The sequence below is a fragment of the Sorangium sp. So ce1014 genome, assembly GCF_051521505.1.
GTDB lineage: Bacteria > Myxococcota_A > Polyangia > Polyangiales > Polyangiaceae > Sorangium.
Genome location: NZ_CP150356.1, coordinates 8,662,183 through 8,675,264, shown reverse-complemented (window position 1 = coordinate 8,675,264; position 13,082 = coordinate 8,662,183). Strand labels below are relative to the sequence as shown.

Below are 13,082 nucleotides of genomic sequence, written 5' to 3'. Positions count from 1 at the left end.
CCCGCGCTCCGCGCCCGTGATAGCCGGATCTCCTGCGCAGCGCGCGCTGCGCCTGGAGGTGCAGCATGGCCGAGCCCGAGCAGCCGCCGAACCGCGTCCAGCAGGAGGGCTCGCCGTGCGCGTCGGGCGCCTCGCCCGCGAAGCCCGGCCGTCCGATCATCGTGCAGAAGTACGGCGGCTCGTCCGTCGCCGACGTCGACAGGATCGGCCAGGTCGCCGAGCGCGTCGTCGCCGCGAAGCGCGCCGGCAACGACGTCGTGGTCGTGGTCAGCGCGATGGGCAAGACGACCGACGGCCTGCTCGCCCTCGCCCGGCAGGCGGCGAGCGCGGGCGCGGCCGCGGATCCTCCCCGGCGCGAGCTCGACATGCTGCTCTCGACGGGCGAGCGCGTCTCGATGGCGCTCCTCTCGATCGCCATCCAGGCCCGGGGCTTCGAGGCGATCTCGTTCACGGGCTCCCAGTCCGGCATCCTCACGAACGATCGCCACTTCGACGCCCGCATCATCGAGGTCCGCCCGTTCCGGATCGAGGACGAGCTCGCGCGTGGCCGCATCGTGATCGTCGCCGGCTACCAGGGGATGAGCTACCGCCGCGAGATCACGACGCTCGGCCGCGGCGGCTCCGACACCACGGCGGTGGCGCTCGCGGCGGCGCTGGGCGCCGAGCGCTGCGAGATCTACAGCGACGTCGACGGCGTGTACTCGGCCGACCCCCGGGTCGTCCCGGACGCGCGTCACCTGCCCGAGCTCGACTGCGCGGTCCTCCAGGAGATGGCCGAGTGCGGCGCGAAGGTCGTCTGCGCCCAGGCGGTCGAGTGGGCGCGGCGCTCCGGCGTCGCCCTCACTGCGCGCTCGACCTTCGACGCCGGTCCCGGCGCGCGGGAGACGGTGGTGCGCCGCTTCGCGCCGGGCTCGGCGTCCTCGACGCTCTCGGCGCGCGCGATCGTCGCCGAGGGCAACGTCGTCCTCGCGCGGGCTCACGGCGGGCTCCGGCTCGACGAGCTCCTCCGCGCGGCCGGTGAGCTCGGGCTGGGCTTCCGTGATCTCTCCTTCGGCCACGGCGGCGGGGCGTTCGTGCTCCCGCTCCTCAACGTGCCCGACTGGCAGGGCGCGAGGCGAAGGCTCGCCGCGCTGCTGCCGTCGATCGAGCTCGTCGAGGGCCTCTCGGCCGTCAGCGTCGTCGGCGACGGCCTCACCGCGACAGCGGAGCCGCTGGCCCGCTTCGTCGAGGTCCTCGGCCGCGCCGGCATCGCCTCCCGGCTCACGGTGGCCGGCCCCCTGCGCCTCGGCGCCCTCGTCGACGCCGCGGACGCCGCGCCCGCGCAGCGCCTGCTCCACGCGTCGTTCGTCGAGGCCTGAGCCCCGCGCTACGCTAGTGCTTGCGCTGCCGCGTGAGCGCGACGAGCCCTGCCCAGCAGGCGACCCAGACCACCTCGCGCGACGGGTCCCACGCGATCGCCGCCGGACCGACGGACGCGGCGTCCTCCTCGGCCGCGCCGTGGGGCGTCGCCCCGATCTCGGCGACCACCGTGGGGGCGGCGTTCGACGGCACGTGGACAAGCTGCGCCCGGCGCTCGCCCTCGCGGGCGACGAGCGCGAGCAGCGGCGAGCCCTTGGGGTCGCCCGCGAAGGCGAGCGCGACGACCGCGGGGAGGCCCTCGAGCACGCGGAAGTTCTCGCCCCCGTCGCGCGACACGCACAGGAGCCCCGCGCCCGACAGCGCGATCGAGCGCCCGCCCGCCGCCGCCGCGAGCTGGCCGTCGTCGGCCTCCGCCGCGCGCCGCGCCGCCCCGGACAGCGGCACGACAGGCGAGCCCTCGTCGTCGCCGCGGAGCCGCTCGAGCTGCGGGCCCCCGGCCGCGATCGTGAGCGCCACGATCACGCCTTCGCTCGCGCTCATCCGGAGCACGCCGTCCCGCAGCGCGGGCCCGGGCGACAGCGACGGGGCGCCCCGCGACGGCGAGGCGTCGCGGCGCGGCGAGCCAGGGGGCACGGCGGAGCCGGTCTCCGGCGGGACGGCGACCGCGCCGGTCGCGGGCGACCACAGCGTCTTGCCGGCCAGCACCCAGAGCCGCCCCGGCGTCGTCGCGAGCGTCACCGGCGCCCCGCCCGACCCCCACGCGCCGAGCGGGCTCGCGGTCTTCCCCCGGTCGTCGCTCAGGAGCAGGTTGCCGCGGCGCGTGGCGATGAGGAGCGCGCTGTCCGACAGCGCGATCGACGACGCCGACGTATCGACGCCGGCGCGGCGCGCCGACAGCGCTCCCGCGTCGACCACGAGCACGGTCCCGCGATCGCCGCCCGCCCGGTCCGCGCGGCGCGAGCGGCCTGCCGCGCGCGGGGCCGGCTCGTTCGCCAGCGCGGGCTCGGCGCCGGCGCCCCCGGCGACGACGGAGCCGCCGGCCACCGCGAGCGTGCTGCACGGGACCGCGGCCCCGGCGCCCTCGACGACGGTCCACGGCAGCGCGTCCCAGACCGGGGCCGGGTCGTCCGCGAGGTCGGGCAGCTCCGCGAGCAGATCCTCGCCCTCGTAGGTGCCGTCCTGGTCCGCGTCGAGCGCGGGCAGCTCGCCCTCGTCGACGTCGTCCGACGGATCCTCTCCCGTCCCTTCCGCGCCGCCGTCGTCGCCGTGCCCCTCGCCGTCGTCGAGATCGTCGTGCTCGGCGTCGTCGTGCTCGGCGGCCTCGTCGGACAGCCACGAGCCCGCGTCGGCGTCCGCGATCCCCTCGTGGAGCGCCCCCACGTCGACGCCCTCTTCCGCGGGCTCGTCCTCCCCGCTCGCGCCGTCGTCCACGGCGAGCTCGACGCCTACCTCGAGGTCGTTCGCGTTCGCGTCGTCGAGCCCGTGCTCCGCGTCGTCGAGCGTCTGCAGGAGCTCCTCGAAGCTCTCGTCGCCCGCCTCCTCCTCCTCGTGTCCGAGCGGCGGCAGGTCGATCAGCTTGTGGTCGTGCTCGTCGTGCTCGCGCTCATCCTCGTCGATCGCGGTCTTCGGCTGCGGCGCCGGGCACGTCTCGCGGCGCGGCTCCGTTCGCTCGCTGCAGGCTCGTGAAGCTGACATCGGCGGGAGTGTAGCGCCCCTCGCGGCGCTTTCGCCCCTCGCGGCGCTTTCACCCCGCGCGGCGCTTCCTCCACGCGCTCCGTCGCCCTCCGGAGCCCGCCTGCCGCGGCGCGCGGAGCGCCACCGCCGCCCGACTCCGGCCCGTGCCCCGCCGCGCCCCGAGCTCGGCTCGTTCGAAGGTGAGCGCCCCGACGATCTCGCGAAGCGTTTCGGTTGGCTCGAGAGCGGCTCGGGGTCCGCGGATCGAGGGACGACCGCGGCCTCTTGACGCGGCGAGGGCCCTGGTCATCCCCGCCCTGTATGCCCGCTGGATCCCTCCGGCGAGCGGTGCTTAGCTCCGCCGTCGATGGGCCGGCGCGACAGCAATTCAAGCCGAGTCGCCCCCGCGTCTCCGGCCGATGGACACTCTTCGGTGGCGGGCGTGGGGCCGCTCGGGCCCGCTCGCGGCCCGCTCTCGATCGCGGAGGCGAGCGTCGGCATGCTGGTCCAGGATGTCCTGGTCCACCCAGCGGACGTCGTGTTCGTGAAGGGCATCGTCGAGGCGAGCGAAGGCATCGCGCTCCTGTTCGCGGAGCGCGGCGGTGAGATCACCCTCGCGGCGCCGCTCGGTCGGGGCGACGAGTTCGCCGAGCTCCTGCGCGATCTGGAGCAGGACGTCGGCGCGCGGCGCCGCGGCGCGCAACGCTGAGGCGGGCATGACGGAGCACCGCGATCCGAGCTCGGTCGATCTCGTCCAGGACGCCTCGCTGGATGTCGCTGCTCACGACGGCGCGGCGCAGGGCCTGCCGGCGTCCTCGAGCGCGCTGCTCGATCCGCGCATCCTCGCCGCCTGGCGGGAGTGGCTGGCCGCGCTCGCGACGGACGCCGAGGCTGCCATCGCCGCGGCGCACGTGTACGGCGAGCTCGGCCCCGAGGCGCGCGAGGCGTGGCTCGACGTGCTCGCGGAGGACGCACCCAAGCTGCAGGTCCCGACGGTCGCGATCTACGCGCCGCTGCTGTCGGTCGAGAGCGACGCGGCGCGTCGCGAGCGGATCGAGATCGCGATCGCGATGGGCGAGGAGGACGGGGAGCTCGCCCCGCGTCCGGCCGGGGGCTTCGCGCTGCGCGGCATCGCCGCGGGGGGCGATCGGGTGGTGGCGCTCGTGACGCCGCTCTACCTGCGCTTCGTGCGGGTGCTCTGGTGTCGTTACCTCCCCGAGGACGGCATCGCCTGGGCGCGGCACGACCCGATCGTCCGGGCCGAAGAGGCGCCCGGCCCCGGGATGCTGCTCGACGGCGCGCAGATCGAGGTGACGCCGATCAAGCTGGTCATCGAGGAGCTGTGCCATGCGATCCTCGCGCAGCAGCGCAAGGGGGCCGAGCTCCCGCCGTCGCTGCAGCTCTGCGCCGATCTCTTCGACGCGCACCTGGAGGGGGATCCGCTGCCATGAGGTCGCTGGCGCCAGTCTGCTTGCCGCTCGTTCTGCTCGCGAGCGGCTGCGCCGGCGGGGGGGACGCGGTCCGGGAGCCCGCGGCGGCGCCGCAGGTCGCGGCGGCGGCCCCGGCGCGTGGCCCGGTGCGGAGCTTCTCGTACGAGACGCTCGACGGGGGCGAGCTCTCCACCGCGTCGCTTGCGCGCAGGTTCAGCGTGATCGCCTTCGTCGCGACCTACGACGTGGCGTCTCAGGTGGAGGCGCGGTTCCTCGCGGGGCTGTTCCGCGATCACACGCCGCGCATCAACGCGGCGCTCCTCGTCCTCGAGGCGCCCGAGAACCGGCCGCTCGTCGAGGCGTTCGTCGCCACGCTCAAGCTCCCGTACCCGGTTGCGCTCGCGGACGCCCCGACGATCGCCGGGGAGGGGCCTTTCGCCGGGCTACACCACGTGCCGAGCGTCGTCATCCTCGACCCCGAGGGGCGGGAGGCGTTCCGACACGTAGGTCTCATCACCCAGGAAGCGCTCGAGGAGGTCCTCCGCGGGCTGGAGCGCGAGGACGCGCGGTTCGCGAGGTAGGTTCCTTCTCGCCTTCTTCTTTCTCGCCCTCGGCGATCGCGCGTCTCGCGGGCTCGCGTTCAGAGCCTGTTCAGGAGATCCGTCTTCTTCGCAGCAAACTCCTGCTCGGTGAGGATCCCCTTCTGCCGCAGGTCCGCGAGCCGCTCGATGGCAGCGAAGATGTCCGCCTCCGGAGCCGACGAGGAGCGGGGCAGGGCGGCGTCGGCCTGCGCCGGAGCGGGCGCCTGCGCGGGGGCAGCGCTCGGCGCCTGCTGCACGGCGAGGTCGCCGGAGATGATCGGCAAGCTCAGCACGCTCACCACGCCGTACTGGCTCGTGAACGTGACCGACGACCCCGACCCTTGCTGCTGCGACACACCGCTGATCTGATGATCGAGCGTGTCATAGACGCTGACTCGCCCGTTGACATCGACCGCCACGCGGCGCGCTCCGGGGAAATAGGCATACCGGATGTTGTTCTGCGACCCGCTGGAGCTCGGCACGCCGAGCTCCCCGGGCCACCAGCTGCCCGAGCCGCCCCCCGACGCCGGAACGAACAGGCTGACCGGCGAGCCCCCGAAGCCGCCGCTGCCACCCTGCTGCTGCTGCTGCCCTCCGTGCGTCTGGGACTGATAGCTCGCAGGCGCCGGAGCGAACGGCTGGTTCGCCAGGAGACTCGACAGCTCGGCACACAGGCCCTCCACCTTGGCCTTGAGGGAGCTGTTGAACATGTCCCCGATCATGGTCATGCCGCCCTGCATCCACTGCCCTCCACCGCCCAGCTCGGGGTGGTAGAACTGCGCCATCGTTCCATGACCGTTCACGAGCGCCTGCAGGAGCGTCATCACCGCGTCGGTGCTGACGAAATAGCGCTGTGACAGGTCGGAGACTCTCCGCTGACCTTCGGGGGTAAGTTGCTGCATGATGAGGCGCTCCAGGAGGAAGCGGCGAGCCTGGCACGGGGGTCCGCCGCTCGCAACGCGCGCGAGCGGCAAGGAAGATGGCGATGAGGGGGATAAGGGCGCTCAGCCAGCGAGCTTGCGCACGCTCGCGAGCTGGACACAGACCGTGACAACGTCCATGGCGACGCGGATCTGATCGAGCGGCGGCATCGACGGCGCGATCCGGATGTTGCGATCGCGAGGATCGCGGCCGTACGGGTACGTCGCCCCGGCGCCGGTGAGCTTCACGCCCGCCTTGCTGGCCAGACGCACGACCTCCTTCGCGCAGCCGTCGAGGGTGTCGAGGCTGGCGAAGTAACCGCCGCGCGGCGAGGTCCAGCTGGCGATGCCCTTGCCGCCGAGCTCGCGCTCGAAGCTGCTCGTCACCGCCTCGAACTTGGGCCGCAGGAGCTCGGCGTGGCGCTGCATGTGGCTCAGCAAGCCCTTGTAGTCCTTGAAGAACCGCACGTGCCGCAGCTGGTTCACCTTGTCCGGGCCGATGGTCTGGATGGCGAGGTGCTTCTTCGCGTCCGCCACGTTCGCGGGGCTCGACGCCATGGCCGCGATGCCGCTGCCCGCGTACGAGATCTTCGACGTCGAGGCGAAGACGAACGGCCGGTTGGGGTTGCCCGCGGACTGACACGCCGATACGATGTCCGCGAGCCGATCGCCCTCGGCGTAGAGGTCGTGGACCGCGTAGGCGTTGTCCCAGAACAGGCGGAAATCCGCGGCCGCCGTCTTCATGCTGGCGAGCCGGCGGACGACCTCGGGAGCGTACGTGGCGCCGGTCGGGTTGCTGTACTTGGGGACGCACCACATGCCCTTGATGGCCGCGTCCTCGGCGACCAGCCGCTCGACCTGATCCATGTCCGGGCCGGCGTCGTTCAGATCGACCGTGATCATCTCGATGCCGTGGTGCTCGCAGATCGCAAAGTGACGATCGTAGCCGGGGCTCGGGCACAGGAACTTGACCTTCGGCTGCTTCGACCAGGCGCCGTTCCCGTCGGGCACGCCGTGGACGAGCGCGCGGACCACCGCGTCGTGCATCATGGTCAGGCTGCTGTTGCCGCCGACGATGACCTGCGCCGAGGGCACCTCGAGCAGCTCGGCGAAGAGGGCCTTCATCTCGGGCAGCCCGTCGAGGCCGCCGTAATTGCGCGTATCCGAGCCGTCCGAGGCGACGAGATCGCTCGCGTCGGGCAGGCCGAGCATGCCGTTGGCGAGGTCGAGCTGCTCGGACGACGGCTTGCCGCGCGTCATGTCGAGCTTGAGGCCCCGGGCTTCAAAGGCAGCATAACGTGCCTCGAGCTCCCGGGTGAGCGAGGCAAGAGCCTCGGGGGACAACGAACGCAGTTCAGTCATGGCGGGCGATGTCTAGCAGAATTTCGCCGCCGCGTCGCGACCCGAGTGGATCCGGAGAAGCCGAGGTGACCGCCGGGCCGAGCCCGGCGGCGTCCACCTCACTCGGCCGCGATGGCCTCCCCGCTGTAGGCCGCGGGGCTCACCTCGGGGTTGTTCTCGAAGTACGCCTTGCCGGCCAGGCGCTTGACGAGCGGCTTGAAGCGCTCCGAGGCCTTGCCGCCGAGGATGTCACGGAGGAGCGCGACGTCCTCGCGCGCCTTGGAGAGCGTCTCCGGGTTCGTCAGGAACGCCCTGGCGGCGTTCGCCTTCGCCGGCGCGGACATCACCGCCTCGCGGAGCGCCCCCGCCGCCGCCTTGGCCTTCACCACGGCGCGCTCGGCCGCCGACTGCTTGATGAGCGGCGCCACCTCGTAGACAAGGTTGGCGGCCGACCCGGCGACCCGGTGCGGCGCGTGGTGGAGCGGGCTCGCGTACTTCGGGTTCTTCTCGAGGAACGCGCGCACCTCGGCCTCCGTGACGCCCGTCTCCTCGTAGACGCGGGCGAGCTCCTGCTCGGCCAGGATGCGCGCCTTGAACATGTACATCTGCACGCGGGAGTAGAAGTTCGTCGCGCCGTCGCCGCTCGTCTCGACCGCGCAGAAGATCGTGCCGGGGTAGCGCGACGTGATCAGCGACTGGACGCCGTCGGAGACGCCCGACGAGGGCATGCACCCGAACGGCTTCACGCTCACCGTGACGTGCGCCTTCCCCTTCACGGCGTTCACGATGAGCTTGCCGACCTCCATGTGCCCCTCGCCGCCGCGGAGGTCGTTCGAGTAGTAGTCCTTCGCCACCTCCGCCACGAGATCCATGTCCGGAAGGTGGTAGTCGAGCAGGCCGAGCGGCAGCGCGAACGCCTGGAATCCGACGCGGAGCGCCCCCTCGGCGAGGCGCATCGTCGCGAGGCGCTTGGCGACGCCGAACTCGTCCAGGCTGGCGAGGCCGTAGTTGCCCTCGTCGGCGCCGCGCAGGTCGCGCCGCTCGCGGGTGTCGCGGGCGCACTCCCAGATGTTGTAGAGGAGCCACGCGGTCGTGAGCTGGATGTCGTTCTCGCCGCCCTCGCTCTCGAGGAACTTCTGAAGGGCGTAGTTGCCGTCGCCCTCGGTCGTCATCGCCCAGAACTCGCCGATGATCGACGTCTTCGCCTTGGGCCGGAGCTTGTCCACCCGGACGCCCTCGAACTCCTTGCGCGCGTCGTAGAGCGCCCGGAAGATGTTCGTCTGCTCGAAGAGGGCCTTGTAGAGGATGCGCTTCGCGCTCTCCATCGCGCGGTTCGTCGCGCCGGCCTCGATCTCGTAAGGCCGGATGCGGTAGCCGAGCGCGTTCAGCGTGTCGCCGCACACGATGGCCTTGATGATCGCGATGAAGAAGGCAGGGTTCATCTCGAGGCCGACGTCATCGCCCGTCGCCTGCGAGAGGCCGCCCGTCTGCTGGAAGAGCATCACCCGGAAGCCGTCGAAGCCGGCGTCGCGGAGCGCCTTCCGGTACTCGGTCACGTACATGCCGAACCGACACGGCCCGCAGGCGCCCGCCGTCAGGAACACGTAGTTCTTGATGATGTCCTCGGTCGACATCCCCTGCTTGTCGCGCAGGTCGATGAGGTGCTTCACGAGGCCGCCGACGGTGAAGTACGTCGGGTTGCACTGCCCGCGATTGCCGAACTCCTTGCCCGTCTGGAGCCCGGCGTTGTCGCTCATCCCGAAGTAGGTGACGTTGTAGCCGAGGCCCTTCAGCGCGCCCTCGCACAGGAAGTCCTGCGCGGCGGTGAGGCCGCTGATGAGGAGCGTCACGTTGTCGCGCTCCTTCTTCGTCATCTTCGGCTTGAGCATGCCGTCGACCCACTGCCGCCGCTCGGCCTTGATCCCGAGCCGCTCGCGCTCGGCCTCCTCGAACGCCCGGAGCTCCGCCTCGATGTCGATGTCCGTCTTGCTGGATCTCGTCTCGCCCACGAGAGGAAGGCGCGTCTTCTGCGTGATCGTCTGTTCCATGGCGTGGCTTCCCTTCACTTGGATGCTGGAAGGGGGCCGGCCGCGCCGCCCCCCCCTCGACCTCGGTCGTGTCTTCAGGCTTCCAAGGGGACGACGGTCCCGTCGGACTGCTTCTTCTTGAGCTGCACGAGCCCCGTCTTCGGCACCTCGGGCGGAGACACCGGCGCGACGTAGCTCCTCACCTTGTCGGCGAGCGCCGCGATCTCCCGCTCGAGCGTGGGATCCGTGATCTTGCGCGCCGCCTGCTGCTCCCGCTTCACCTGGAGCAGCTCGAGGCGCTTCTCGTCGATGCGCTGGACGAGCTGCGCCTTCTTCTTCGCCGAGTCCTCGAGCGCCTCCTCGTGCAGCTTGAGGCTGTGCGCGTAGGTCTTCACGCGGATCTTGATCGAGCCGCCCGGCTTGTTCGCGTCGATGTCGTGCAGCGCGGCGTACGGGGTGGCGCTCGAGGTCACGATGCTGTCGATGATGCCGTACGTCGGCGCGTCATGGCCGCACTTGAAGCTCGAGAGGTCGAGCAGCACGACGTTCGGATGGCGGGCGGCGAACTTGACCGCCCAGACCTTCTGCGCGCTGTTCGCCGAGTAGTTCTCCGGCCAGACGTCGTTGATGTCGAGCGGGTGCTGGCCCGTCGCGATCTCGTCCTTGAAGTACCGCGCGAGGTAATCCATGTCGCGCGGGATCGACCGCACCGAGAGGACCGGATAGCCGAGCACCTGGAACTCCTCCGGGATCCCGTGGTTGAGGCCCGGATCGGAGTGGTACGGCCGCCCGACCATCAGGATGGCGACGCGGTTCTCGGCCTCGACCGTCTCGAGGATCGCCCGCCCCTTGTCCTGCAGATCGCGCTCGAACTGCGAGAGCGCCCGCATCCCCTCGCGGTGCGCGTGATCGCTCTCGTCCTCGGTGATGCCGAGCCGCGGGCCCCATGTCTCGAACATCCGGCGCGCCGTCAGCGTCATCTCGGAGAACGTGAGCGCCGGATCGAGGTACTCGATCCCGCGCGTCTTGAAGAAGTCGACCTCCTTCGTGAACGCCGCCTTCATGACATCCGGCACGCCCGCGACGATGGGGCAGCTCGTCTTGTCCATCACCCCCTCGCCGAAGCTCGGCACGTGCGTGAGGATGGGGAAGAAGATGTAATTGAGCTTCTTCTCGTCCGTGTGGTGGTGGAAGAGGAGATTGTGGACGTGGGCCTGCGCCACCTTGGAGGGGAAGCACGGATCGATGGAGCCGTACTTGCCGCCCTCGACCCACATCTCCTCGCTCGTCGCGTCGCTGAAGACGACGTTCTGCTTCGGGACGCCGAGCGCCTCGAAGTAGGACCGGTAATACGGGCCCGTCGAGTAGATGTTGAGGACGCGCGGGATGCCGATGCGGACGCGGCGGAGGCGCTCGCGCGTCTCGGGGCCGCTCCGCAGGAACGGGCGCGTCGTCTCCACGCGGCGGATGCCGAGGAAGCCCTTCTTGACGACAACGTCCTTCACCGGCGCCCCGCCCTCGGGCAGCGGCGCCGTGTCGTAGAAGTGGCGGAAGGCGAGCTTCGACTCGTAGTCGACGAGGTTCGGGAACTGCTTCGCGATCTTCTTCCGCTCGGCGACCAGCGCGAGCATCGCCTGCTCGCTCTCGACCGTGCCCTTCTCGCACGAGAAGCCCGAGATGTAGCGGCTCGTCGAGCCGTCAGGCCGCGTCGTGTCGATGAACGTCCGCTTGCACTCGTTCGGGCAGAAGTGACAGACGGTCTCCGCGTCGTTCTTCGTCGTGTACTCGAGGGCGATCGCCGCATCGATGCCGATGAACGTCGACCGGCCCCTGCGCTTCACGACCCGGAGCGTCTCGAACGCGGCGCCGAGCGCGCCGGCCTCGCCGGTGTGCGGGTGGACGAACACCTCGGCGCCGGGGACGCGCTCCTTGATGTAGTCGACCTGCGCCTTGACCGCGGCGAGGTTGTACTGCGTGCCGCCCTGGAGCACGTAGCGCGTGCCGAGCGCCGCGAGCCGCGGGATCTGCACGACGTACTGCCACACGTTCTTCGGCAGCACCTGGGCGAGGCCGGCGAGCAGCTCCTCCTTCGAGAAGCCCTCCTTCTGGAAGTTCACCCGGTCGGTGTCGAGGAAGACGGCGCAGCCGTAGCTGAACTTCGGCGCGAGCTCGGCGCCGAACGCCGTGTCGGCGTACTCGGTCACCTTCAGGCCGAACTGGTCGGCCATCGCCTGGAGCAGCATGCCGTTGCCCGCAGAGCACGAGTTGGAGAGGCGGAAGTTCGCGATATCGCCGTTCTTCATGAACAGGACCTTGATGTCCTGTCCGCCGATATCGCAGATGACGTCCACGTCGCCGAAGAACTTCACCGCGCTCATCATGTGGGCGACGGTCTCGACGATGTTGACGTCGGCCCGCATGCACTCCTGGAGCACGTCGGCCGCGTACCCGGTGCCGCCGAACCCGATCACCTCGAGCGTCGCGCCCTCGTCGAGCACGTACTGCCGGAGCTGGGCGAGGAGCTCCTTCGCGTCCTGGATCGGGTTGCCCTTCGAGAGCTGGTAGGCCTTGCAGACGATGCCCCCGTCCTCGTCGATGAGCACCGCCTTCGACGAGGTGGAGCCGCCGTCGAGGCCGATGACCCCGCGCACGACCTGGCCGGGGGTGAGCTTCATCGGCGTGAACCGCGGGATGCTGTAGAGCTTGCGGAACTCGTCGACCTCGTTCCGGGTCTTCACGAGCGGCGGGCCCGCGCTCTCGCCGAGCCGGGCCTTCCTGCCGTTCGTCATGTACTCGATGAGCCCCGCCTTGCCGGCGTAGAGGCCGACCTCCGCGGCCTCCTTGAGCCCGTAAACACAGGCGCCGAACGCCGCGTAGTACTGCGCGTTCTCCGGGACGAAGATCGTCTCCTCGACCGGCTGGTCCTTCGGCCAAGCGTAGCCGCGCTCGTCCCAGGTCTCGGGGATCCGCTTGCGCCAGCACTCCTGGAGGAAGGGAAGGTAGGTGTTGGGGCCGCCGAGCAGGAGGACCTTGTGCTTCAACGTCGAGCCGCGCGTCAGCACCGACAGGTTCTGGAGGACGATCGCGTCGGCGAGCGAGCAGAGGATCTCCGTCGGGGGGATACCGCTCTTCACGAGGTTCACGATGTCCGTCTCGGCGAAGACTCCGCACTTCGCGGCGACGTGGTGGAGCTTCGAGTCGTCGAAGTGGATCTTGACCACCTCGCTCGACGGCAGGCCCACCTTGATCATGCACTTGTCGATGGTGGCGCCCGTGCCGGAGGCGCACTTGTCGTTCATCGACGGGGCGGCGGTCTTGTCGCCCGTCTTGGCGTCCCGCTGGAAGATGATGATCTTCGCGTCCTGCCCGCCGAGCTCGATGACGCTGCCCACGTCCGGGTGCAGGTTCTCGACCGCGAGGGTGACCGCGTTGACCTCCTGGACGAACTTGGCGCCGAGGCCGGCGCAGAGGGGCGCCGCGCCGGAGCCCGTCATGAACACCCGCCAGCGCTCCCGGGGCGAGGCAGGGAACGACGCCTCGATCACCTCGAGGAGCTCCGCCACCTTCTCCGGCTGCTTCGTCTGGTGCCGCTGGTAGTCGCTCCAGAGAATCTCGAGCGTCTGCGGATCGAGCACGACCGCCTTCACGGTCGTCGAGCCGACATCGATGCCGACCACGACCGGATCCTGGATCTGCCTTCCCATCGGAGCTCCTCCCACCGCCGTCGCCGGTCACCAGCGTCCGACTGAC

Annotated in this window: 9 protein-coding genes; 4 read left to right on the top strand and 5 right to left on the bottom strand. The window is 70.8% G+C overall.

The features are described 5' to 3' along the window. Positions 1–65 precede the first annotated feature (65 nt). Complete coding sequence (locus WME75_RS32845; RefSeq protein ID WP_437479163.1) at positions 66–1,358, top strand: aspartate kinase; 1,293 nt, start codon at positions 66–68, stop codon at positions 1,356–1,358. Between the two features lie 13 nt (positions 1,359–1,371). Here WME75_RS32845 and WME75_RS32840 read toward each other — a convergent pair whose 3' ends face one another. Beyond that, positions 1,372–3,054: a hypothetical protein gene (locus WME75_RS32840; RefSeq protein WP_437479162.1), complete on the bottom strand. Its 1,683-nt coding sequence runs from the start codon at positions 3,052–3,054 to the stop codon at positions 1,372–1,374. A gap of 421 nt (positions 3,055–3,475) precedes the next feature. Between WME75_RS32840 and WME75_RS32835 the strand changes: the two genes are divergently transcribed. The 3 genes from WME75_RS32835 to WME75_RS32825 are packed head-to-tail and all read left to right on the top strand — an operon-like array spanning position 3,476 to position 5,044. Continuing rightward, the gene (locus tag WME75_RS32835; protein ID WP_437479161.1) at positions 3,476–3,742 is read left to right on the top strand and encodes a DUF4911 domain-containing protein; all 267 of its coding nucleotides are present in this window, start codon (positions 3,476–3,478) and stop codon (positions 3,740–3,742) included. A gap of 7 nt (positions 3,743–3,749) precedes the next feature. Then, the gene (locus WME75_RS32830; RefSeq protein WP_437479160.1) at positions 3,750–4,484 is read left to right on the top strand and encodes a hypothetical protein; all 735 of its coding nucleotides are present in this window, start codon (positions 3,750–3,752) and stop codon (positions 4,482–4,484) included. Next, complete coding sequence (locus tag WME75_RS32825) at positions 4,481–5,044, top strand: TlpA family protein disulfide reductase (protein WP_437479159.1); 564 nt, start codon at positions 4,481–4,483, stop codon at positions 5,042–5,044. Before WME75_RS32830 ends, WME75_RS32825 begins: the two co-directional genes overlap by 4 nt. Before the next feature lie 59 nt (positions 5,045–5,103). Here the strand turns inward: WME75_RS32825 and WME75_RS32820 are convergent, their stop codons facing one another. The 4 genes from WME75_RS32820 to WME75_RS32805 all read right to left on the bottom strand — a co-directional run bounded on the left by WME75_RS32820 (position 5,104) and on the right by WME75_RS32805 (position 13,036). After that, entirely contained in the window at positions 5,104–5,946 is an 843-nt protein-coding gene (locus WME75_RS32820; RefSeq protein WP_437479158.1) for an SHOCT domain-containing protein, read from the bottom strand. Between the two features lie 102 nt (positions 5,947–6,048). Then, entirely contained in the window at positions 6,049–7,326 is a 1,278-nt protein-coding gene (locus WME75_RS32815; RefSeq protein WP_437479157.1) for an aminotransferase class I/II-fold pyridoxal phosphate-dependent enzyme, read from the bottom strand. Positions 7,327–7,424: 98 nt separating this feature from the next. Further along, entirely contained in the window at positions 7,425–9,353 is a 1,929-nt protein-coding gene (locus WME75_RS32810; protein WP_437479156.1) for a 2-hydroxyglutaryl-CoA dehydratase, read from the bottom strand. Positions 9,354–9,427: 74 nt separating this feature from the next. Further along, positions 9,428–13,036 (bottom strand): BadF/BadG/BcrA/BcrD ATPase family protein, encoded by a 3,609-nt coding sequence (locus WME75_RS32805; RefSeq protein ID WP_437479155.1) that lies wholly within the window; start codon positions 13,034–13,036, stop codon positions 9,428–9,430. Positions 13,037–13,082: the final 46 nt, after the last annotated feature.